Source organism: Bradyrhizobium sp. 1(2017) (assembly GCF_011602485.2).
Lineage (GTDB): Bacteria > Pseudomonadota > Alphaproteobacteria > Rhizobiales > Xanthobacteraceae > Bradyrhizobium.
This window is the reverse complement of record NZ_CP050022.2, coordinates 695,084-717,874: the sequence shown is the minus strand read 5'-3', so window position 1 is coordinate 717,874 and position 22,791 is coordinate 695,084. Positions and strand designations below refer to the sequence as shown.

Sequence of the window (22,791 nt, the reverse complement as noted above, 5' to 3'; positions counted from 1 at the left end):
GCTTTCGCCGGGACGACACCCGTCGTGTGGCAGCTACTCCAGCTTAAGCGCCGGAGCCCGCATCCATATCGCCGGCCTCGCGGTGGCCGCTGAGCCAGAGCGCGAGCAGGGTCCAGAACGCGCCCGACAGCAGATACGCACCCGAGGCGATGACGCCGAGATTGGTCGCCAGCAGCAACGCGACGAGTGGCGCGAAGCCGGCGCCGAACAGCCAGGCCATGTCCGAGGTCAGCGCCGAGGCCGTGTAACGATACGCCTGCTTGAAGTTAGAGGCGATCGCGCCGGAGGACTGTCCGAAGGACAGGCCGAGCAGGATGAAGCCGATCACCATGTAGATGGTCTCGCCGAACGCACCGGCGTCGAGCAGCTGCGGGGCGAAGCCGCTGTAGATCGCGATCGCGATCGCCGATCCCATCAGCAGCGATTTGCGCCCGACGCGGTCGGCAATGATGCCGGAGACCACGATCGCAACCACCCCGAACACGGCGGCGACGATCTCGATGATCAGGAAGCGCACCGGGCTTTCGCGGGTGAACAGGAACACCCAGGACAGCGGGAACACCGTGACCATGTGGAACAGGGCGAAGCTCGCCAGCGGCGCGAACGCGCCGAGCATGATGTTCTGGCCTTCGCGCGCGACCGTCTCGGAGATGCGCGCGGGCTGCAATTCGCGGGTCTCGAACAGCGAGGCGTATTCTTCCGTCGTCACCATGCGAAGGCGCGCGAACAGCGCCACGACGTTGATGGCGAAGGCGACGAAGAACGGGTAGCGCCAGCCCCAGTCGAAGAAATCGTCGGCCGAGAGATTGCCGGCGAAATAGGCGAACAGCGCGCTGGCCACGATCAGCCCAAGCGGCGCGCCGAGCTGCGGCACCATCGCGTACCAGCCGCGTTTGGAGGGCGGCGCGTTCAGTGCCAGCAGCGAAGCCATGCCGTCCCAGGCACCGCCCCAGGCCAGACCCTGCGCGATGCGAGCCAGCGCCAGCAGCCAGATCGCCGCGACGCCGATCTCGTGATAGCCGGGCAGGAACGCCAGCGCGACGGTGGCGGTGCCGAGCAGGAACAGCGCCGAGATCAGCTTGGCCGTCTTGCCGTAGGCACGGTCGACCGTCATGAAAATCACAGTGCCGATCGGACGGGCCATGAAGGCCAGCGCGAAGACCATGAAGGAATAGAGCGTGCCGGTCAGTTCGCTCGCGAACGGGAACACCAGGCGCGGGAACACGATCACCGAGGCGATCGCGAAGACGAAGAAGTCGAAGAATTCCGAGGTGCGGCCGATGATGACGCCGATGGCGATCTCGCCGGGACTGGCCTGGTCGTGGCCGTGCTCGCCCGTGTGGAGATCTGCCATTGCGGGGGTCTGTGCCGTCGCCATTCGTGCGCCCTTAACGTCCTGAAAACCAAAGCCGACCGCCCGGCGGACGCCAGGCAATCTGCCTCTGTCTGACCCAACATCCCGCACTGCAACATTGGACAAATTGTCCAATGTCCTGATTGCTGCGTCGCAGCTACCCGTTGGCCCCGCAAAGGAAACTCTTCCCATAAGGCTCGGCCCGTGTCTCGTCTCAAGATCCTGGCGCTACTACCTCTGGCTGCCGCACTCAGCGGTTGCGACTACGTCGTGCTGGCGCCAGCCGGTGATATCGCAGCGCAACAGCGCGACCTCGTCATCATCTCCACCGTCCTGATGCTCCTGATCGTCGTTCCCGTGATGGCGCTGACGGTGCTGTTCGCCTGGCGGTATCGCCAGTCCAACAGCGAGGCCCGCTACGAGCCGGATTGGGATCACTCGACCAAGCTCGAGCTGGTGATCTGGTCGGCGCCGCTGCTGATCATCGTCTGCCTGGGCGCGCTGACCTGGATGGGCACCCATCTGCTCGATCCCTACCGCAAGCTCGGCCGCATCCACGCCGAGCGCGCCATGGACCAGTCCGGGGCTCCGCTCGAGGTCGACGTCGTCGCCCTCGACTGGAAGTGGCTCTTCATCTATCCGGACTACGGCATCGCCACCGTCAATGAGCTCGCAGCACCGGTCGACCGCCCGATCACGTTCCGCATCACGGCGTCCTCGGTGATGAACTCGTTCTACATCCCCGCGCTCGCCGGCCAGATCTATGCGATGCCGGGCATGGAGACCAAGCTTCACGCCGTCGTCAACCACGCCGGCACCTATAAGGGCTTCTCGGCGAACTACAGCGGCGCCGGCTTCTCCGGCATGCACTTCAAGTTCCAGGGCCTCGACGAGAAGGGCTTTGACGCCTGGATCGCCGGCGCCAAATCCGCCGGCGGCTCGCTTGGCCGCGCCGAATATCTCCAGCTCGAAAAGCCCAGCCAGAACGAGCCGGTGCGCCGCTGGGGCACCGTCGATGCCGATCTCTACCGCCTGATCCTCAACATGTGCGTCGAGACCGGCAAGATGTGCCAGAGCGAGATGATGGCAATCGACGCCAAGGGCGGCGCCGGCCATCAGGGCCTGAACAACACGCTGCCGCTGGCCTACGACAAGTACGCCCGCCGCGGCACCGTGCTTGGACCGGAGCCGAGCTTCGTCGCCGGCACCTGCACGCCGGATGCGCCGCAGGGCAAGACCACCGCATCCATCGCGGCTCCCACCGACACCGCGCCGCTGCTCGGCGCCGGGCTCAAGCGGCCGTCGTTCACGCCGCTGAAGTCCTCGTCCTTCTTCCTCGGACAGCGTCCGAAATCAAATTCCTAAAGAGATCCCGCATGTCTCCTGATCTTCTCAAGCTCATCTTCGGCCGGCTCGGCTTCGAATCGCTGCCGCTGCACGAGCCGATCGTCGTCGGCACCTTCGCGGTGGTGGCGCTGGGTGGCGCCGCACTGCTCGGCGGCCTCACCTATTTCCGCCTCTGGGGCTATCTCTGGCGCGAATGGTTCACCACCGTGGACCACAAGCGCATCGGCATCATGTACATGATCCTCGGCATCGTGATGCTGCTGCGCGGCTTCGCCGACGCGCTGATGATGCGCGGCCAGCAGATGCTCGCCTTCAACGGCTCCGAAGGCTATCTCAACGCCCATCACTACGACCAGGTCTTCACCGCGCACGGCGTGATCATGATCTTCTTCGTGGCGATGCCGCTGGTCACGGGCCTGATGAACTACGTCGTGCCGCTCCAGATCGGCGCCCGCGACGTCTCGTTCCCGTTCCTGAACAATTTCAGCTTCTGGATGACGGTCGGCGGCGCAGTGCTGGTGATGGCTTCGCTCTTCATCGGCGAGTTTGCGCGCACCGGCTGGCTGGCTTATCCGCCGCTGTCGAACATCGGCTACAGTCCCGACGTCGGCGTCGATTATTACATATGGGCGCTACAGGTCGCCGGCGTCGGCACGACCTTGTCCGGCATCAACCTGATCTGCACCATCGTCAAGCTGCGGTGCCCCGGCATGACCATGATGAAGATGCCGGTGTTCACCTGGACCTCGCTCTGCACCAACATCCTGATCGTCGCCTCGTTCCCCGTCCTGACCGTCGTGCTCGCGCTGCTGTCGCTCGACCGCTATGTCGGCACCAACTTCTTCACGAACGATTTCGGCGGCAGCCCGATGATGTACGTGAACCTGATCTGGATCTGGGGCCACCCTGAAGTCTACATCCTGGTTCTTCCGGCCTTCGGCATCTTCTCGGAGGTCACCTCGACTTTCTCCGGCAAGCGGCTGTTCGGCTATACCTCGATGGTCTACGCCACCGTGGTGATCACCATCCTGTCCTACCTGGTCTGGCTGCATCACTTCTTCACGATGGGTTCGGGCGCCAGCGTCAACTCGTTCTTCGGCATCACCACGATGATCATCTCGATCCCAACGGGCGCGAAGATGTTCAACTGGCTGTTCACGATGTATCGCGGCCGCATCCGCTACGAACTGCCGATGATGTGGACCATCGCCTTCATGCTGACCTTCGTGGTCGGCGGCATGACCGGCGTGCTGCTCGCGGTGCCGCCGGCCGACTTCGTGCTGCACAACAGCCTGTTCCTGATCGCACACTTCCACAACGTGATCATCGGCGGCGTGGTGTTCGGCGCCTTCGCCGGCATCAACTACTGGTTCCCGAAGGCGTTCGGCTTCAAGCTGGATCCGTTCTGGGGCAAGATGTCGTTCTGGTTCTGGGTCACCGGCTTCTACCTCGCCTTCATGCCGCTCTACGTGCTCGGCCTGATGGGCGTGACCCGTCGCCTGCGCGTGTTTGACGATCCGTCCTTGCAGATCTGGTTCGTCATCGCCGCGATCGGAGCCGTCTTCGTCTTCATCGGCATCCTCTCGATGCTGATGCAGTTCGCGGTCAGCCTCCTCAAGCGCGAGCAGCTCAAGGACGTCACCGGCGATCCCTGGGATGGACGCACGCTGGAATGGGCGACCTCCTCGCCGCCGCCGGACTACAACTTCGCCTTCACCCCCGTCGTCCACGACAATGACGCGTGGTGGGACATGAAGAAGCGCGGCTACCAGCGGCCGCTCACCGGGTTCAGGCCGATCCACATGCCCAGCAGCACCGGCACCGGCGTCATCCTCGCCGGCCTCGCCACCGCGATGGGATTCGGCCTGATCTGGTACATCTGGTGGCTGGCCGCCGTGAGCTTCATCGCGATGCTCGTCGTCGGTATCGGCCACACCTTCAACTATCACCGCGACTTCGACATTCCGGCTGAAGACGTCATCCGGACCGAGGACGCGCGCACCAAGCTGCTCGCCGGAGCCAAGTAAATGACTGTTTCCGTCAATCCCGCGCAAACCGGCGAGCCGATGTTCTACCTCGCCGACGAGCATCCGCATCCGGAAGGCTACAGCACCTCGCTCGGCTTCTGGATCTACCTGATGAGCGACTGCCTCATCTTCGCGATCCTGTTCGCCACCTTCGGCGTGCTCGGCGGCAACTACGCCGCCGGCCCCGCGCCAAAGGACCTGTTCGACCTGAACCTGGTCGCGGTGAACACCTCGATGCTGCTGCTGTCGTCGATCACCTACGGCTTTGCGATGCTCACGATGCAGCAGAACAAGGTCGCGCAGACGCAGATGTGGCTGGCGATCACCGGCCTGTTCGGCCTCGCCTTCATCGGCATCGAGCTCACTGAGTTCGCCCACATGATCCATGAAGGTGCCACGCCCCAGCGCAGCGCCTTCCTGTCGGCGTTCTTCACCCTGGTCGGCACCCACGGCCTGCACGTCTCCTGCGGCCTGATCTGGCTGGTGACCCTGATGGTGCAGGTCCAGAAGTTCGGCCTGATCGAGGCCAACCGCCGCCGTTTGATGTGCCTGTCGATGTTCTGGCACTTCCTCGACGTGGTCTGGATCGGCGTCTTCACCTTCGTCTATCTCCTGGGAGTTCTGCGATGAACACCGATACTCATGCCGCCCATGCGGACGACCATCACCACGGCGACAGCCACGCTCACGGCACGTTCTCGACCTATGTGCTGGGTTTCGTACTCTCGGTCGTGCTGACCGCGATCCCGTTCTGGCTGGTGATGAGCGGGACGCTGCCGAGCAAGCAGATCACCGCGCTCGTCATCATGGCCTTCGCGGTCGCGCAGATCGTCGTGCACATGATATACTTCCTGCACATGAACACGACGTCCGAGAACGGCTGGAGCATGATGGCGCTGATCTTCACCATCGTCATGGTGGTGATCGCGCTGTCCGGCTCGCTGTGGGTGATGAACCACCTCAACACCAACATGATGCCGATGCACCAGATGAGCGGGATGAAGTGAGCGAGATCAGGACCGGGACAGGCAAGGCAGGCGAAACACGCGGCAAAGCCGCGCGGACGCCGCCCTTGTGGCTCACGGTCCTCTCGCTCACGGCCTTCGTCCTCTTGATCGCCCTCGGCGTCTGGCAGATCGAGCGCCGCGCCTGGAAGCTGGCGCTGATCGACCGCGTCGAGCAGCGCGTTCATGCGCCGGCAGTGCCGATCCCCTCGCCCGAGGCGTGGCCTGCGGTCTCGACCGCGAACGACGAATACCGGCATGTCAGCGTCGCCGGCCACTTCCTGCACGATCGCGAGACGCTGGTGCAGGCCGTCACCGAGGAAGGCCCGGGCTATTGGGTGCTGACGCCGCTTCAGCGCGACGACGGCACGCAGATCCTGGTCAATCGCGGCTTCGTGCCGTCGGAGCGGCGCGACGCATCGACGCGCCGAGGCGGCAATCCGGACGGCAAGGTGGAGATCACCGGCCTCCTTCGCATCAGCGAGCCCAATGGCGGATTCCTCCGGACCAACGTGCCGCAGCACAACCGCTGGTACTCACGGGATGTCGCCGCGATCGCGGCGGCACGCGGTCTCCACGAGGCCGCGCCCTTCTTCGTGGATGCCGATGCCGGATCACAAATTGCCGGCGGTCCGATCGGCGGATTGACCGTGATCCGCTTTCCCAATAACCACCTGATCTACGCGCTGACGTGGTTCGCCCTGGCCTTCATGCTGGCCGGTAAACTTTTCGTCACATTCGGCGGCGGGCTGTTCCGCCGCAAGCGCTTCGTCCACGAACCGGCCGGCGGCGCGGATGCTGCTGCCCGCAGGACGGGATCAGATGCTGGAACGATCGTCGAGCCGACCTGACGACGGGAAGGGACTTTCCCAAACGCTTGCGCGTGACGCGTTCGCCGTCACGCTGCAATCGCAGGCCGACGCGCGCGGTGGGCTGCTCGGCACGGCTCCGACCGACGACGAGACCAACCGCAAGAACATGGCGCTGCTGATCCAGCTGCGCTGGACGGCGGTGGTCGGCCAGATCGTGACCATCGGCGGCGTGCATTTTGGCCTCGGCATTCCCCTGCCGCTGGAGCGGATGGGCGCGGTGATCGGCGCGCTGGTGCTGCTCAACGTCTCCAGCCTGATCTGGGTGCGCCATCGCGCCGCGATCACAAACAACGAGCTCCTGGTCGCCTTGATGCTCGACGTCGCCGCGCTGACCGCGCAGCTCTACCTCTCCGGCGGCGCCACCAACCCCTTCACCTCGCTGTTCCTGCTTCAGGTGACGCTCGGGGCCGTGCTGCTCGACGCGCGCTCGACCTGGTCACTGGTCGCGCTGACCTGCGCGAGTTTTGTCTGGCTGACCCTGGCGTATCGCCCGCTCGAGCTGCCGCCGAACCCGTTGAGCGAGACCTATACGCTCACCGTCGCCGGCATGCTCCTGGGCTTCGTCCTCAACGCCGTGCTGCTCGTGGTGTTCGTCACCCGCATCAACAGGAATTTGCGCGAGCGCGACGCGCACCTGGCGGCGCTGCGCCAGCATGCGGCCGAGCAGGACCACATCGTGCGCATGGGCCTGCTCGCCTCCGGCGCAGCACATGAGCTCGGCACGCCGCTGGCCTCGCTGTCGGTGATCCTCAGCGACTGGCGCCGCATGCCCGATCTCGCCGCCGATCAGGAGCTTGCCGAAGACCTCGCGGAAATGGAAACCTCGCTGCAGCGCTGCAAGTCGATCGTGACGGGCATCCTGGTATCGGCGGGCGAAGCGCGCGGCGAAGGCTCCTCGCCGACGACGGTGACGGCCTTCGTCACCGCGCTGGTGGAGGAGTGGTGCGACGCGCGCTCGGCGCGCACGCTCTACTTCGTCAACACCTTCGGCGAGGACGTCGCGATCGTCTCCGACATCGCGCTGAAGCAGGTGATCTTCAACGTGCTCGACAACGCCTACGAGGTCTCGCGCGACTGGGTCGAGCTGGTCGCCGAGCGCGAGGGCGACAATCTCGTGCTAGCGATCAGCGACCGCGGCCCGGGCTTCGCGCCGGAAATGCTGGCGCAGCTCGGAAAGCCCTATCAGTCGAGCAAGGGCCGAACCGGCGGCGGGCTAGGCCTGTTCCTGGTGGTGAACGTGGTGCGCAAGCTGGGGGGCGGCGTGACCGCCGAGAACCACAGGAAGCGCGGCGCCACCGTCCGCCTCACGCTGCCGCTCGCAACGCTGGCGATCGGAGGGAATTTTGACGCCTGACCGCTCGCTCATCGTCGTCGAGGACGATGCCGGCTTCGCCCGCACGCTCAAGCGCTCGTTCGAGCGCCGCGGCTACGAGGTCGTGCTGGCTGCCTCGATCGAGGAGGTGCGGCACGTGCTGGAGGATCGCTCCTTCGGCCATGCCGTGGTCGACCTCAAGCTCGGCGGCGCCTCGGGGCTCGCCTGCGTCGAGCTCCTGCACACGCATGATCCCGACATGCTGATCGTGGTGCTCACCGGCTTTGCCAGCATCTCCACCGCCGTCGAGGCCATCAAGCTGGGCGCCTGCCACTATCTGGCAAAGCCGTCGAACACCGACGATATCGAAGCCGCCTTCAACAGGGCCGAGGGCAACGCCGAGGTCGCGCTCGACACGAGGCCGACCTCGATCAAGACCCTGGAATGGGAGCGCATCCACCAGACCTTGATCGAGACTGATTTCAACATCTCTGAAGCGGCACGAAGGCTCGGGATGCACCGGCGCACGCTGGCACGGAAGCTCGAGAAGCGACCGGTGAAGTGACTGTCGTCCGGGGGCGCTCAACGCGCGAGCCCGGGACGACACTGAGCTTGTTGGGGTCACGGTTCACGCGCTCGTCGTCCTGGTAGGACCCATAACCACAGGGCGCAGCTGGGCGAAGACTGTAACTCCGTGCCGTCGCAGCAACTCAACCCTGTGGTTATGGGTCCTGGCTTTCGCCAGGACGACAGCTTGGCAAGATCTCCACTCAAACAAAAAAGCCCGGCCGAACGGCCGGGCTTTTGAACTGTTGCGATCGACGCGCGAGACGCTTACGCGGCCTCGTCGGCGACGGTGGTGTCGTCGCCATCGCTGTCGTCGGCATCGCCCTCGGCATCCGTGTCGCCCTCGGCGGCTTCCGCCTTGGCGTTGCGGCGCGGGCTCTTGGCGAGTTGGGCCTCGATCTCCTTGACCGCTTCGGTCTCGGTCGAGTGCTGCACCACCGCGATCTCGCGGGAGAGGCGGTCGAGCGCCGCTTCATAGAGCTGGCGTTCGGAGTAGGACTGCTCCGGCTGCGACTCCGAGCGGTAGAGGTCGCGCACGACTTCCGCGATCGCGACGATGTCACCCGAATTGATCTTCGCTTCGTATTCCTGGGCGCGGCGCGACCACATGGTGCGCTTGACGCGGGCGCGGCCCTTGAGCGTCTCCAGCGCCTTCTTCACCAGCGCCGGATCGGACAGCTTGCGCATGCCGACATTGGCGACCTTGGCGGTCGGAACGCGCAGCGTCATCTTGTCCTTGATGAAGTTGATGACGAACAGCTCGAGCTTGGCACCGGCGATCTCCTGCTCCTCGATGGCCAGGATCTGGCCGACGCCGTGAGCGGGATAAACGACGAATTCGTTGGCCTTGAAGCCCTGACGCTGGGTCACGACCTTCTTTTCCTCGACCTTCGGCGCAGCAGCGGGCTTGACGACCGGCTTGGCAGCGACGGGAGCCTTGGCAGGCGCAGCAGCAACGGGAGCCTTCGGGGCGGGCTTGGCAGCGTGAGTCTTCGCAGGGGAAGCCTTGGCAGCAGCAGGTTTGGCAACGGTCGCTTTCGCGGCCGGTTTGGCAGACTTGTTAGGCATTGCGCTTCTTTTGTTCTTCGAGGACTTTGCAGCCGGCGCCTTCGTCGCGGTCCGACCCTTGGATGCGCTACGGCTGGCCGCGGCGACTTTTTTGGCCTCCTTATGGGAAGCCCTCGCTGAAGTACTCTTTTTACGCGTTTTCTGTGACACAGCCTGCGCGCGGAAACTGCCACGCCCCTGTTCGACATTTGGTTTCACGGGAACCCAGAGGGGCCAACAGGCTGACGGGGTTCGGCTTAATGTGCCCAATATAGCACATTTCCCGCAAAAATCAATGATTTAGGGGTCTTGAGGGCTGGTTTTCGGCTGAAGCGCCACTATTAGGGTTAAGTTTGGACCTGAATTAGTCTCCGGAGCCGGGGTTTGGAGAAAAATATTTCTCGAACTTGCCGTCCATGCCGTCGAATTCCTTGGCGTCGGCAGGTGATTCTTTCTTCTGGGTGATGTTCGGCCAGCTCTTGGCGTAGTCGGCGTTGACCTGGAGCCACTTTTCGAGGCCCGGTTCCGTATCCGGCTTGATGGCGTCGGCGGGGCATTCCGGCTCGCACACGCCGCAGTCGATGCACTCGTCGGGGTGGATGACGAGCATGTTGTCACCCTCATAGAAGCAGTCGACCGGGCAGACCTCGACGCAGTCGGTGTACTTGCACTTGATGCAGTTTTCAGTGACGACGTAAGTCATCCAACGCTCCGAAAAGCTCTTTTAGAAGTCGCGGCTTGCGTAGCGCGGATGGCTCGGCGCCGCAAGGTCGGCAAGGCCCGAACATGACACTTGTGTGCGTATGATCGGCCAAGAAATGAATACAAAGCGCAACTAATTGCGCTCGCCGAGCTCCTCATAGAGCACACGGGCCGAGGCTGCATCGCCGCGGCGTTCGTTGAAGCCGATGACCTTCAGCACGCGCACGGTGCGATCGAGCGCGATGGTGAGGACGTCGCCGACCTTGATCGCATGCCCCGGCGAGGTCTCGCGCACACCATTGACACGGACATGGCCGGTAACGACCAACTCGGCGGCCGAGGTGCGCGCCTTCACCACCCGCGCGTGCCACAGCCATTTGTCGATGCGCTGCCGCTCGGTCGTCGGATCACTCCTTCCGACCGGAGAGCTGCTCCTTCAGCGCGGCGAGCTTGGCGAAGGGCGAGTTCGGATCGGCGGGACGATCGCGCTCGCGCGGGTTCGCGCTCGAGGCGTAGGGACGCAGCGACGGGCCGCCCTGGCGATCGCGGCCCTTGTCGCGGTCACGGCCGCGATGCTCGCGCCCCTTGTCGCGCTCGCCGCCGAACTTGCCCTTGTTGTCGCGGTTGCGATCGCGATCCTTGTCGCGGTCCTTGCCCTGGAAGCTGCGATTGCGGTCGTCGCGGCGCTCGCCGCCCTCACCGCCTTCGCGCCCTTTGCGGAAGTCCTTGCCGGAATCCCTGCGATGACCGCCGTGACGATGACGCTCGCCCGGCCTTGCGCCGTCGGTGGCTTCGCCGGGCGCCGCGCTCGCCGCAGCGCCGGCTTCTGCCCCGGCCTGCGGACGCGGCCGGTGGTGACGCTGGTGGCGATGGCGCTCGTGACGCGGCTTGCGGTCCTCGTGACGGCCGCCGGGACGCCAGACCTCGACCAGCTCGGGCTCTGCGGGCGCGGCCGCAGCTTCGGGCGCGGCAGCGTCGGGCGATGCGGCGGCTTCCGTTGCCACGGTCTCGGCGGCAGCGGCTTCGAGGCCGGCAGCCTCCGGCGATGCAGCGGTCTCCTCGGCGGGCGGCGCGATGCCGGGCGCGTCTTCGGGCGTGACGGGAGCCTCGGGCGAAGCGTCCAGCGCCGGCTCGGCCTGCGCTGACTCGTCCTGCTGCTCCAGGCCGGGAGCATCTTCGACGGTGACCGCTTCGGCGGCGGCCTCCGCGGATGCCTCCTCCGGCAGGCCGGCAACGGCCTCGGCCGCGGTTTCGGTCGACGTCTCCGCGCTGCCTTCAACCGGCGGCGTCTCGGCCGCGATCGTCTCGGTCACGACTTGCTCAGTTGCGACGGGCTCGGCCACGACAGGCTTCGGCGGCAGCGGCGGACGCTTGTCCATGCGATAGCCGAGCGCGCGCAGCACGGAGGCGAAGTCTTCGCCGGCCGAGCCCGTGAGCGAGGTCATCGCCTGCGTCACCACGAAACTGCGGCCGTCGAACGCGCCGGCGGGCTTTTCGCCGGGCGAATTCTCGCGCCAGGCCAGCGCGGGGCGGATCAGATCGGCAAGGCGCTCCAGGATGTCGACGCGCACGGCGCGCTCGCCGGCCTGCTTGTAGCCGAGCACGCGATAGGCATCACGCGGCAGAGCCTTGTCGACCGGGAACGAGGTGCGGCCCGAGGATGCCAGATGCTGCGCGCCCGAGAGCGAGGACAGATCGACATTGTCCTGCTTCAGCGCCCAGAGCAGCGCCGCCAACGCACGCGCGGCAGGCTTGAGCAGGCCGGGGAAGTAAATGTGATAGGCGCCGAAGCGGACGCCGTATTTGCGCAACACCGCGCGCGAGGGCTGGTCGAGATCCTTCAGCTCGTTGGCGATCTTCGGACGCTCGAGCACGCCGAGCGCCTCGACCAGCTGATAGGCGATGCCGCGGGCGATGCCGGTGACATCCTCGGCCTTGGACAGCTCGAACATCGGCCCGAGCAGCTTCTCGATATGCGTTTTGAGCCAGAGCTCGAGCCGGGCCTGCACCTTGTCACGCGGCGCGCCCGTCAATCGCTCGTCCGAGATGATGCGGATGCGCGGATGCAGCGCCTCTTCTGCGGCAGACAGCCGCGCCACGGCATCGCCGGTCCAGCGGATGGTGCCTTCCGAGGTCAGCACGAACTGCTCGTCCGGCGCATTGCCGAGCTTCTCGGCGCGCGCATTGATCTCGCCGGCGAGCACCGCTTGCGCTGCAGCCTGCAAGGCTTTCGCATCCGAGCCGGCTTCCGCCGCATCCGGTGCAAAGGTGAAGCCGTCGAGGCGGCCGATGACATGGCCTTCGACGATGACTTCGCCGGTCTTGCCGATTTCAGTATTCAAGCTCGTGTTCTCCCGCAGGCGGCGCATCAATACACTGGTCCGGCGATCAACGAAACGCTCAGTCAAGCGTTCATGGAGCGCATCCGATAATTTATTTTCGACCTCCCGCGCGATCCCCTGCCAGCGTTCGGGGTCTTTCAGCCAGTCCGGGCGGTTGGCGACGAAGGTCCAGGTGCGAATCTGTGCGATCCGGGCCGACAGCGTGTCGATGTCGCCGTCGATGCGGTCGGCCTGGGTAATCTGGGCCTCGAACCAGGAATCGGGAATGCATCCCTTCCGCATCAGGAAGCCGTAGAGCGTCGTCACCAGCTCGGCATGGGCGGCCGGCGACAGCTTTCGGTAATCAGGGACCTGGCAGGCCTCCCAGAGCCGCTCCACCGCCGTCTTGCCATGCGCGATATCGCGCACCTCGACGTCGCGGGCGGCGTGGTCGAGCACGCGCATGTCCTCGGCAACAGGCGCGCGCGTCAGCGCCTCGTGGCCGGGGGCGAGGTTCAGCGACACCTGGAGCGCGCCGAGCGAGGCGAAATCCAGCTTCGAATTGCGCCATTGCAGCACCTTCACCGGATCGAAGGTGTGGTTCTGCAGCGCGTTGACCAGCTCGGGCTCGAACGGCGCGCAGCGGCCGGTGGTGCCGAAGGTGCCGTTGCGCGTGGCGCGGCCGGCGCGGCCGGCGATCTGCGCGAATTCGGCCGGCGTGAGGCGGCGGAACTGGTAGCCGTCGAACTTGCGGTCGGAGGCGAAGGCGACGTGGTCGACGTCGAGATTGAGGCCCATGCCGACGGCGTCGGTGGCGACGAGATAATCGACGTCGCCGTTCTGGAACATCGCCACCTGCGCGTTGCGTGTGCGCGGCGACAGCGAGCCCAAAACAACAGCAGCGCCGCCATGCTGGCGGCGGATCAACTCGGCGATGGCGTAAACTTCATCCGCCGAGAACGCGACGATGGCGGTGCGGCGCGGCTGGCGCGTGATCTTGCGGTCGCCGGCGAATTCCAGCTGCGACAGCCGCGGCCGCGTGATCATGGACACGCCGGGCAGCAGCCGCTCGATGATCGGGCGCATCGTGGCGGCGCCCAGCAGCAGCGTCTCGTCGCGGCCGCGGCGGTTGAGGATGCGGTCGGTGAAGACGTGGCCGCGTTCGAGATCGGAGGCGATCTGGACCTCGTCGACGGCGAGGAAGGAGACGTCGAGGTCGCGCGGCATCGCCTCGACGGTCGAAACCCAATAGCGCGGGTTCTTCGGCTTGATCTTCTCCTCGCCGGTGACGAGCGCGACGCTCTCTGCGCCCGCGCGATCGGCGATCTTGTTGTAGACCTCGCGCGCGAGCAGGCGCAGCGGCAGCCCGATCATGCCCGAGGGATGCGCGAGCATCCGTTCGATGGCGAGATGGGTCTTGCCGGTGTTGGTCGGCCCGAGCACCGCAGTGACGCCAGCGCCGGGCGCGCGCTCGGAAGCGAAGGGGGAGGAGGAGAAGGCCATGTCTGGGGATTAGGTAGTGGCGATTTGGGCGAATGTCAGTGCTGTTTTGGGGCGGGCCGGGGGCTGGGTGTCGGCCATGTGTCCGAACGCGTGGCTGTCGCCGAGCACTCCGCCGTCATCGCCCGGCTTGACCGGGCGATCCCGTATTCCAGAGACAGCAGTGATTGAACCGAGAAGCCGCAGCGTACTGGATGCCCCGGTCAAGCCGGGGCATGACAGCGGAGAGCGTGGCCGCCCTCCCCAAACCTCGCGCAACTGTCTCACTTTGCGACGCTTTTCCCGTTCGCTTTAAGCTTCGGAACGACTCTAGAACGAATCGCGGCCGAATCGCTGACTCCCCTGTGAGTCCCGTTCCGTTCACGCAACATCTCGCGGGACTCTCATTGGTTGTGCACTAGATGGAGTTCGGCGCTGCCGTACAAGCGACGATTTGATGACGCCTTCCTTAAAATTGGGGATGGCGCCGAGTCGAATCAGAATCGGGGAGGAGTCAAATGGATTCCCCGGCAAAAGACCCGCCACGACAAAAAGTGCCAAAACAACCCCATGCACAGTAGGGAAGTCATTGATTTTGCACGGTCTCTCTCACCCTCCCCTGGAGGGGGAGGGTCGGCGCACAGGGAGCGCAGCGACATGGGCGACGGGGTCTCTCCGCTCGGGCAGTCCCCGTGGGGAGGGATCACCCCACCCCGCTCGCGCTGCGCGCGATCGACCCTCCCCTCCAGGGGAGGGTGAAAAAGCCCTATTGCGTCTTGGCGACGCGCGGGGGCTGGGCTGATGTGATGAAGCTGGTGGCTTCCAGCATGGCCGGGCCGAGCGGCGTCGGCACTTTCAGCCAGAACGGGACCAGGATGCGCGTGCCCGCGATCGGCGCGAACGCGATCTCCATGTTGCGCTGGGCGGCGAGGTATTTGATCACGGGCCGATCGGGGATGTAGCCGGCGACGGGCACGAAATAAATCGAGCAGACCACGACCGGGCCCTTGTACCCCCTCTCCGCCTTCACGCTCTCCATGCGCTTGAAATCGAGCTTAAGCTCGTAGCGCATGCGGCCGTCGAACACCGGCGCGGAGTTGCGGCAGGCGTCGGGCGAGACGGGGTCGCCGGTGCCGGGTACGCGCAGCAGCGAGGCGGTCATGGGGTCCCAGACGCCGCGGCGATGCGCCTCGGTGACGACGATGCGATCGGGATCGACCGGCGGCTCCGGCAGGATCGCGAATTCCTTCACATTGCCCTTGTCGAGCGTGATGTGGATATTTTCGGTCTTCTTCTGGGTGGTGGTGGAGGCTTGGTAGCCGGTCGCCACCAGCGCGCCGTTGACGATGCGCCCCTGGCTGGCGCCGGTGCCGGACCCGCCCGTGAAGGATTTCAAGAGCCCCGTGGTGCCGCCGGAGGCCGCGGCCGCGAACACGTCGTCCTGGATGTCGATGTTCCAGGCGCCTTTGCCGACAGGAATGCCCGCCAGCGTCGCCTCATATTGCGCCTCGAGCTTGCCTTGCGCCGCCACGGGATCGGCCGCCCACGCCAGGGCCAGCCCGCAAAAGGCGGCGAAGGCCAGCCGGCCGGCAGAGCGCCGCCGGGGCGAGAGAAGGGACGTGGTGGGCACGAAGCTTTCCAATCGGGGCGCCAATGGCAGTTACTTAAGCCGAAATCAGCGGCAGGCAATGCGTCCGGGCACGCGGCCCTCGGAACTCCACCGGATTCTTCCGGTGCGATTGCGCCCTTTATGTGATCGTAAGGCGTTCCGATCATTGCCGTTTTGGTGATTGGGGAGGTATCCCACTCTCCACATATTCCACTGTCATGCCCCGCGAAGGCGGGGCATCCAGTACGCCGCGGCCCCTCGACTCCGGCCGCGCCGCCACGGCGTACTGGATCGCCCGGTCAAGCCGGGCGATGACACCGAAGGCTGGGCATCGTGCGAGGCATGAAACCCCGCCCCAAAACCTTGACTACCCGCCCCTTCCCCCCTATACGTCCGCCCGCTCCCTGCAAGGACAGAGAATTTGCCCCCGTGGCGCCCCGAATGGCGGCCGCAACTCGTTGGGGTCTAAGATAAGGATTTTGCCATGTCTCGCCGCTGCGAACTGACGGCCAAGGGCCCCCTCGTCGGCCACAAGGTCAGCCACTCCAACATCAAGACCAAGCGCCGCTTCCTGCCGAACCTCGTCAACGTGACGTTCCAGTCGGAAGCCCTGGAGCGCAACGTGCGCCTGCGCGTCTCCACCAACGCGGTGAAGAGCGTCGACCACAATGGTGGCCTCGATGCCTTCCTGCTCAAGGCCAACGCCGACGCCCTGTCGCCGCGCGCCCTCGAGCTGAAGCGCGCCATCCAGAAGAAGGTCGGCCCGACGACCGCGCCGGCGAAGAAGGCCAGCTAAGTTTTCAAGAATTGGGCGGGGGCTAGGTTGCGTCGCGTGGCGTAGGCTTAGCCAGTAGAGTTTGAGTAGCGGCCGGATCGGAAGATCCGGCCGTTTTTGCTTTTGCGACGCACCAACACACCGACGAAAGTGCACTTGCCCGCAAGGGTAGAACCAAGCATCTTGCGGTTGAGCACGTCTCAGATTGGGTTGGGGGATGGACGTCGCCACGGAATTTAAGTCGAAGATTCTTAGCCGGAGCAAAGAGCCCGAAGAATATAGACTTTACCGAGCAGGTCTCGAATGGGACCTGACCGACCCAATTGTTATTGATCGCGCGGAAGACTTTAAGTCTGCGCCGAGGTGGAGCGATCGTCTTACTCCCTACCATCATCAAGTAACCAACCTCATTACATTCTGTCGTCGTCTTCCAGTGACTCTGCTCGCGGACGATGTTGGTCTCGGAAAGACGATCAGCGCAGGCCTGATCATTAGCGAACTTGTCATCCGATCCCGACTGTCCAAGGTCCTAATCGTTTGTCCAAAGATTCTCGCCCAGCAATGGAAGGAAGAACTAGAGGCGAAGTTCAACATTCCAGCCATTGTGGCATTCGGGAGGGACTTACTTGCCGCCGAACCAGATGAAGTCGGCGCGGTAATCACGACGTACAATTCGGCTCGATTGTATCTCGAAAAGCTTCCAGAAGACCGCTTCCAGATGCTGGTCTTAGACGAAGCGCACAAGCTCAGAAATCTTTACGGTGTCCCCAACACCCCACAGGTTGCGAAACGCTTTCGCACGGCGCTAGAGGAACGACGATTTCCCTACGTCCTGATGCTGACTGCCACGCCCATTCAAAATCGGTTGTGGGACCTGTACTCGCTGGTTGACCTGCTGACTGTCGCTCGTGGGCATGACAACCCCTTCGGCAGCGAAGGCATGTTTATCCGGAAATTTGTTGCGGATCCTCGGGACGGAGCACGTCAGCTAAAGGAAGAGGCAAAGGACGAATTTCGATCGATCGTCTACGGCTACATGTCTCGCGTACGTCGGGGTGATGCCAAGCTCTACTTCCCCGAAAGAAAGGTTTTGCGACACGAAGTAAATCCTACCGCGGCAGAGCTTCAGCTCATCAAAGCGATCGCCAAGCCAATTCAGAAGCTCAACCGGCTTACTCAAATCTCGATACTACAGGCGTTAACGAGTAGTCCCGAGGCGCTATCGGCACAGTTGGACAATATGGCGCGGAATGGGACCGTTCCGGCCGACCTTGCGGCGACAGTCAAAGATATTGTGGCGGAGATGCCGCTAACGGCAAAGCTCCTCGGTCTCAACAAGCTCATACAAAAGCTAAAGAAGGAAAATCCTGACGGTTGGAGACTTGTCGTATTCACCATCCGACGAGAAACGCAAACAACAATCCAGAACTTCCTGGAAGGTCACGGACTGAAGGTCGGCATAATCAATGGCGACTCGGGAGAGCGGAATCAGGAGACGATTAAGCTCTTCCGTGAAACGCCCCCGCGCTACAGAGTGATTGTTTCGACGGAAGCGGGTTCCGAAGGCGTCAACCTTCAGATCGCAAACGTGCTCGTCAACTACGACTTGCCCTGGAATCCAATGATCGTCGAACAGAGAATCGGGCGCGTACAACGCCTCGCTTCGAGTCATGCTTTTGTAAGCATCTACAACGTGACTCTCCGAGGAACTTTTGAAGATTACATCGTCGGTAGACTGATGGAAAAACTTCAGATGGCATCACACGCCGTCGGCGACGTAGAGGCGCTTCTGCAAGGTGCGGATGTCGGTGACGGAGATGAGGATGGCGGATCCGGCTTTGAGGACAGAGTTCTAGATCTCGTGCTGGCTGCGTTGGCAGGAAAGGACGTCGAAAGAGCCACCAAACTTGCCGAAAAGAGCATTGAGGACGCCAAGCTAGAGCTCGAACGCGAGGAGGCAAATATTAACTCCCTGCTCGGAGGTATGGACGAGGCCGAATATGACGGTCCGCGCACGCCAACACTCCCCAACATTAAACGGTCGATGACTCCTCGCGAGTTCGCGTTGGCGGCGCTCAAATTCCTCAAAGTTCAACTGACTGAGGAGCCCAATGGATTTCTTCGCGCTGAAGAGAATGGCGGACGCGAATACATCAGATTCGCAGACCCGGCCGACCCAGCTAAGCGAACCACGCTATACGCACCGGGGGCCCCAGCCTTTCAGCGTCTTGTAGGTCGCATCGTTGCGAGCGGATTGCATGAGGTAGACGACCTCGACCAGGATCCGACGCGCGCATCCCGAGAAACTGCCCAGACCTGGGTTACACAATTCGGAGGACACTTCACGTCGTCAGAACTGACGGATGCCATCCGATTGTTCGACGGGTCAGCTCTCTTGCGCGTTCGAGCTACCGTAGCTCACGATAGCTACGAACGTCTTGTGGGCGTCCATTGCGAAAATCAAGATCATCGGACCGAGCGCAACAAGAGCGCCGTCAATCCAATTCCAAGGGCATTCGACAAGCCTCAATCTCTTGGCATCGACGTCGACAGACTTCAAAGGGCCGCGCTGTCGGATGACGGCATTTCTGAATTCTCGCGCTTCTACCTGGAGCGTCGGGAACATGAGACCATGCGCGCGTCCGATACGCGCAAGCGCAAGAAGCTGGAAGACGAGTTCACTCCTCGCCTGGAACTGACGCTCGTCGGACTAGACGGAAGAGTGCACAGGGAGATCGGAGTAAAAGTACGATACACCCTTAACTCGGAAGATGAATACGAGAGTCTTCTTGTCGTTCGACCACACGACAAAGCGCTCATTCGCGCCCCCGAATTGAGCTTATGCTCCAAGTCTGGAAAGACCGTCCCCAACCAGTGTTTGGCTAGATGCGATGTGACCGGCGCCTACGTGCTCCGCCACCTGCTTGCAAAATCAGAAACAAGTGGGCGCCTGGCTCTTCCGGAGTTCACGATCCTGTGCGCACATAGCGCCAAGCGCATTCTTCGGGAGGAGGCCGATGTATCGGCTATAACTGGAAAGCTGGTCTCGGTCGAATTCCTCAAGACTTCAGCAATGAGCGGAAAGAAGGCCGAAGCCGAGCATTTTCGAACATGCTTCTTCACCAAGTCTGAATTCCTGACTGACGAACTAGTTCTCAGCGAGATTTCCGGGAAGGAGTACAGGTCCGACGAAGGAATGCAATCGTCAGCTTCGGGAAGGACGGGGCACAAGCGGGAGTTCATCTTTTGTCATGAGACACGACGCCCCATAGCGCCAGACGAGGCAGAAGAGTGCGAGATAACCGGCCATCGTGTTAGAGCCGGAATTCTCGAGAAATGCGAGATAACCGGCAAGATGGTCCTGCCCATCGGCCTCGAGACGTGCTCGTTAACCGGCAAGCGGGCGCTGAAACGCCACATCGTGAGTAGCAGCCTATCTGGTCTTCGGCTCTTGGAGCAGATTGCCCAACGATCATCGAAGGGGATGTTTTGCGCACCCTCCGAGCGCCGGACGTGCGTGTGGAGCGGCCGTGCGGCCCACCCCGACGATATTCGCACATGCGAGCTAACCGGGCTCGCGATCCACTTCGAGTTCATGACACCGCACGCGCCCTATCGACTCCAACCTCTAATCGAGATGCTCAATGGCGTCCGCCGAGGTTCAGATGGAGTCGAAAGGTGGCCCGAAATTGCTAACCAACTCACGTCAGCCAAGAACGGCGGAAAGTATCGGGTGGAAGCAGCAATTGTATCGCCGAACAATCAACACCTAGCCACATCTTCTGAATCAAGAGCGATGCTGGGTCTCCGCGTCTATCAAGTCGGCGCCCTTTACGACGTTTCAACCAAGAGCATCGTCGGACGCATCTGCGTTGGAAAACGTGGCAAGGAGAGCTGGATAGAAATCGCGCGCTAGTTTTTTCTTTTGGGGGGCTTATGGATTTAAATCTTTCGCTATTGTCAGCATCATGCGCAATTTGCCTGATCGCTGCCGTATTCTCGCTCTTGACCTACCTTTCCCATCGCCGATTGGCTCAAGAGCTTTCGCTGACCACGCTAGCCAGATTGCTTCGCGAAGAAACCGAAGTTCTTCGTCGGGCAACTGAGGATCAATCACGGGGCGTTAGGCAGGAGCTCGGCAATCTGATAGCCAAGTTTCAAGAAGCAATCATCGTCGGTTTCGGCAGCCTTGGACAAGGTATCAACGAACAGATCAAAGAGTTTTCGACCCGCCTAGACAGCGGAATTCTATCAATTGAGGCGCGAGCTGACAGCATCGCATCCAAACTCGACTCTGATGTCGAGAAAATGAGATCTGAGGCAGTCACAAATCGAGACAGTCTTCGAGGCATGATCGAGCAAAAGCTAGAGCAAAACTTGACGGGGCATGCGGAGACGGCCCGCGTCCTGAAAGACGAACTCAGCAATAGCTTCCATCGGCTAGGTACTAGTGTGAATGACTCGCTTACTCAATCAAGCGAACTTCAGAGCGAGCGGCTTGGCAATGTGAACAACACTCTCTCGTTGCTCACTGAGCGATTGGAGAAAGCTCAAGAAGGAGTTCGTACCACGGTAGAGGCCCGCCTTGAGATTATTCGCAATGACAACGCGACGAAGCTCGAACAGATGCGCGCAACCGTCGATGAGAAGCTGCACGATACATTGGAGCAACGACTCAATAGCAGTTTCAAACTGGTTAGTGATCAGCTTGAACAGGTTTTCCGAGGCCTGGGGGAGATGCAGACGTTGGCGACAGGGGTCGGCGACCTTAAGCGCATGATGACGAATGTACGGACCAGGGGCACTTGGGGGGAAGTCACATTGGCAGGCCTCCTTGAGCAGGCGATGGCGCCCGATCAGTACGAAAAGAACGTCGAGGTAAGACCAGGGAGCAATCAAAGAGTCGAATTCTCGATCAAACTCCCGGGAGGTGAAGGCGGCCCACTGTGGTTGCCGATCGACGCAAAGTTTCCGACCGAGGATTACGAACGGCTGATCGACGCTTCGGAGCGCGGCGACGTGGACGCGGTTGAAATTGCTGGAAAGGCCTTGGAAACACGTATTCGGCAAGCGGCGAATGACATCTCAACCAAGTATATCCATCCTCCATTCAGTACCGATTTTGGAGTGCTGTTCTTGCCTACCGAAGGCCTATACGCCGAAGTCATTAGAAGGCCGGGCCTTGCAGACTATCTTCAGCGCGAGAACCGAATACTTGTAACTGGGCCAACAACATTACTTGCTCTTCTGAATAGCTTGCGCATGGGATTCAGAACTCTCGCAATTCAGAAGCGATCTAGCGAAGTCTGGCAGATTCTTGGCGCCGTAAAGACGGAATTCGACAAGTACGGCACGGTTCTCGACAGAGTTCAAAAGAAGCTTCAAGAGGCTTCCAATACGATCGATGGGGTATCGATTCGGAAACGCGCGATAGATCGGAAGCTGCGCTCTGTTGAGATGCTGCCCGAAATTGAGGTGGCTGCAATTTTGGCTTCGTCAAATTCTGATGAGCTTGATCAAATATCGATCGAGGAATTGCAACCTACAGGAACTGATGCGTAGCAACGATGAACGCTGAAGCAAGCGCGAGGTCTCGCCACACTTCTGGAGCGACCTCGCTTCATTTCGACGGTGAAGCACGAGCAACAAGACAGAACCCTAGCCGAAGAAACTTGCCCTCTTCGGTAACCTCACCCGTAAACAACCCCCCTCCCCCGTTAACGGTCCATTAACCAAACGCAGCATAGCCTTCGGCAATCGTCCAGCCATCATTAGCTCGAAATGCCTTCCCGGTTCGCTCCAGGAGAAGCGCCGATGTGCGTTGAGTTGTTGACGTATGCCGATCTGAGTAGCCGCCTCAATGTCTCGCGCGAGGCCGCGCGGGCGCTGGCGCGGCGCCGCCGCTTGCCGCGCTCGCGGTCGGACGGCGGCAAGGCCGTGGTGAGCGTCGATCTCTCCACACTCCGCTACACGCCCCGGCCGCGGCGCGCCCGCCGGGCAGATCCCGTCGATGCCTCCGTGGCCAGGATCGAGGCGGTCAAGACCGAGGTCTTCAAGGCGGAGATCGCGCGGCTCGAGGACGTCGCAACCGCCTACAGGGTGGTGTTCGAGCGCGAGCGCGAGCGCGCCGATCGGCTCGCCGTCGAGCTGACGCAGGCGGCTGCCGAGGCGACGGCCGCCAACGCATGGGCGACACGACTGGAAGACGAAGTGACGGCTCTGCGCAGCGCTCGCCACCCTGGCGGCGGCCTCGCAGGACAAGCCGCGAGTCGATTGGGACATCTGGCCGCCGCGATCATTCAATCAGACCGCGCGGCCCGCAGATAGCGACTTTAACCTTTCCATCCCCGGCTTGCCGGAGCAATCGCGAGGGAA

General features: G+C 62.6%; 17 protein-coding genes. 11 read left to right on the top strand and 6 right to left on the bottom strand.

Annotated elements, in window-relative coordinates:
- Positions 1-43: 43 nt before the first annotated feature.
- Entirely contained in the window at positions 44-1,378 is a 1,335-nt protein-coding gene (locus HAP40_RS03320) for an MFS transporter (RefSeq protein WP_166819123.1), read from the bottom strand.
- 180 nt (positions 1,379-1,558) lie between these two features.
- On the opposite strand from HAP40_RS03320, the gene cyoA reads away from it, so the two are divergent.
- The 7 genes from cyoA to HAP40_RS03285 are packed head-to-tail and all read left to right on the top strand — an operon-like array spanning position 1,559 to position 8,481.
- On the top strand, positions 1,559-2,719 hold the full coding sequence (gene cyoA, locus HAP40_RS03315) for a ubiquinol oxidase subunit II (protein WP_166819124.1): 1,161 nt from the start codon (positions 1,559-1,561) through the stop codon (positions 2,717-2,719).
- 11 nt (positions 2,720-2,730) lie between these two features.
- The gene (gene cyoB, locus HAP40_RS03310; RefSeq protein ID WP_166819125.1) at positions 2,731-4,728 is read left to right on the top strand and encodes a cytochrome o ubiquinol oxidase subunit I; all 1,998 of its coding nucleotides are present in this window, start codon (positions 2,731-2,733) and stop codon (positions 4,726-4,728) included.
- A complete protein-coding gene (gene cyoC / locus HAP40_RS03305) occupies positions 4,729-5,358 on the top strand; it encodes a cytochrome o ubiquinol oxidase subunit III (RefSeq protein WP_166819126.1) in 630 nt (209 codons plus the stop codon).
- The gene (cyoD, locus tag HAP40_RS03300) at positions 5,355-5,735 is read left to right on the top strand and encodes a cytochrome o ubiquinol oxidase subunit IV (RefSeq protein WP_166819127.1); all 381 of its coding nucleotides are present in this window, start codon (positions 5,355-5,357) and stop codon (positions 5,733-5,735) included. The genes cyoC and cyoD overlap by 4 nt, the downstream gene beginning before the upstream one ends.
- Positions 5,732-6,583, top strand: a complete 852-nt coding sequence (locus HAP40_RS03295; RefSeq protein WP_166819128.1) for an SURF1 family protein — start codon at positions 5,732-5,734, stop codon at positions 6,581-6,583. Before cyoD ends, HAP40_RS03295 begins: the two co-directional genes overlap by 4 nt.
- Positions 6,555-7,958 carry an ATP-binding protein gene (locus HAP40_RS03290; RefSeq protein ID WP_166819129.1) on the top strand — a complete coding sequence of 468 codons (1,404 nt, stop codon included), beginning with the start codon at positions 6,555-6,557 and terminating at the stop codon, positions 7,956-7,958. The genes HAP40_RS03295 and HAP40_RS03290 overlap by 29 nt, the downstream gene beginning before the upstream one ends.
- Positions 7,948-8,481 carry a response regulator transcription factor gene (locus HAP40_RS03285; RefSeq protein ID WP_166819130.1) on the top strand — a complete coding sequence of 178 codons (534 nt, stop codon included), beginning with the start codon at positions 7,948-7,950 and terminating at the stop codon, positions 8,479-8,481. The genes HAP40_RS03290 and HAP40_RS03285 overlap by 11 nt, the downstream gene beginning before the upstream one ends.
- 269 nt (positions 8,482-8,750) lie before the next feature.
- Here the strand turns inward: HAP40_RS03285 and HAP40_RS03280 are convergent, their stop codons facing one another.
- The 5 genes from HAP40_RS03280 to HAP40_RS03260 form a co-directional block, all read right to left on the bottom strand.
- Positions 8,751-9,551: a CarD family transcriptional regulator gene (locus tag HAP40_RS03280; protein WP_166819131.1), complete on the bottom strand. Its 801-nt coding sequence runs from the start codon at positions 9,549-9,551 to the stop codon at positions 8,751-8,753.
- A gap of 343 nt (positions 9,552-9,894) precedes the next feature.
- Positions 9,895-10,233: a ferredoxin FdxA gene (gene fdxA / locus HAP40_RS03275; protein WP_025033361.1), complete on the bottom strand. Its 339-nt coding sequence runs from the start codon at positions 10,231-10,233 to the stop codon at positions 9,895-9,897.
- A 132-nt stretch (positions 10,234-10,365) separates the two neighbouring features.
- Positions 10,366-10,590: a S4 domain-containing protein gene (locus HAP40_RS03270; RefSeq protein WP_246741187.1), complete on the bottom strand. Its 225-nt coding sequence runs from the start codon at positions 10,588-10,590 to the stop codon at positions 10,366-10,368.
- 49 nt (positions 10,591-10,639) lie between these two features.
- Positions 10,640-14,056, bottom strand: coding sequence for a helicase-related protein (locus HAP40_RS03265; RefSeq protein WP_166819132.1), 3,417 nt, complete (start codon positions 14,054-14,056; stop codon positions 10,640-10,642).
- A 742-nt stretch (positions 14,057-14,798) separates the two neighbouring features.
- Positions 14,799-15,662, bottom strand: a complete 864-nt coding sequence (locus HAP40_RS03260; protein WP_208024826.1) for a DUF3108 domain-containing protein — start codon at positions 15,660-15,662, stop codon at positions 14,799-14,801.
- A 463-nt stretch (positions 15,663-16,125) separates the two neighbouring features.
- Here HAP40_RS03260 and rpmB point away from each other — a divergent pair, with 463 nt between their 5' ends.
- The 4 genes from rpmB to HAP40_RS03240 all read left to right on the top strand — a co-directional run bounded on the left by rpmB (position 16,126) and on the right by HAP40_RS03240 (position 22,743).
- Positions 16,126-16,437 carry a 50S ribosomal protein L28 gene (rpmB, locus tag HAP40_RS03255; RefSeq protein ID WP_166819133.1) on the top strand — a complete coding sequence of 104 codons (312 nt, stop codon included), beginning with the start codon at positions 16,126-16,128 and terminating at the stop codon, positions 16,435-16,437.
- 196 nt (positions 16,438-16,633) lie between these two features.
- Entirely contained in the window at positions 16,634-20,332 is a 3,699-nt protein-coding gene (locus HAP40_RS03250) for a DEAD/DEAH box helicase (protein ID WP_166819134.1), read from the top strand.
- Positions 20,333-20,352: 20 nt separating this feature from the next.
- Positions 20,353-21,978 carry a DNA recombination protein RmuC gene (rmuC, locus tag HAP40_RS03245; RefSeq protein ID WP_208024827.1) on the top strand — a complete coding sequence of 542 codons (1,626 nt, stop codon included), beginning with the start codon at positions 20,353-20,355 and terminating at the stop codon, positions 21,976-21,978.
- Between the two features lie 252 nt (positions 21,979-22,230).
- Positions 22,231-22,743, top strand: a complete 513-nt coding sequence (locus tag HAP40_RS03240; protein ID WP_166819135.1) for a hypothetical protein — start codon at positions 22,231-22,233, stop codon at positions 22,741-22,743.
- The last annotated feature ends 48 nt before the right edge of the window (positions 22,744-22,791 follow it).

Coding starts and splice junctions, on each gene's coding strand:
- HAP40_RS03320 (WP_166819123.1), bottom strand. CDS start 1,378: ATGGCGACGGCACAGACCCCCGCAATGGCAGATCTCCACACGGGCGAG.
- HAP40_RS03290 (WP_166819129.1), top strand. CDS start 6,555: ATGCTGGAACGATCGTCGAGCCGACCTGACGACGGGAAGGGACTTTCC.
- cyoC (WP_166819126.1), top strand. CDS start 4,729: ATGACTGTTTCCGTCAATCCCGCGCAAACCGGCGAGCCGATGTTCTAC.
- fdxA (WP_025033361.1), bottom strand. CDS start 10,233: ATGACTTACGTCGTCACTGAAAACTGCATCAAGTGCAAGTACACCGAC.
- rmuC (WP_208024827.1), top strand. CDS start 20,353: ATGGATTTAAATCTTTCGCTATTGTCAGCATCATGCGCAATTTGCCTG.
- HAP40_RS03280 (WP_166819131.1), bottom strand. CDS start 9,551: ATGCCTAACAAGTCTGCCAAACCGGCCGCGAAAGCGACCGTTGCCAAA.
- cyoB (WP_166819125.1), top strand. CDS start 2,731: ATGTCTCCTGATCTTCTCAAGCTCATCTTCGGCCGGCTCGGCTTCGAA.
- rpmB (WP_166819133.1), top strand. CDS start 16,126: ATGTCTCGCCGCTGCGAACTGACGGCCAAGGGCCCCCTCGTCGGCCAC.
- HAP40_RS03240 (WP_166819135.1), top strand. CDS start 22,231: ATGTGCGTTGAGTTGTTGACGTATGCCGATCTGAGTAGCCGCCTCAAT.
- HAP40_RS03250 (WP_166819134.1), top strand. CDS start 16,634: ATGGACGTCGCCACGGAATTTAAGTCGAAGATTCTTAGCCGGAGCAAA.
- cyoD (WP_166819127.1), top strand. CDS start 5,355: ATGAACACCGATACTCATGCCGCCCATGCGGACGACCATCACCACGGC.
- HAP40_RS03265 (WP_166819132.1), bottom strand. CDS start 14,056: ATGGCCTTCTCCTCCTCCCCCTTCGCTTCCGAGCGCGCGCCCGGCGCT.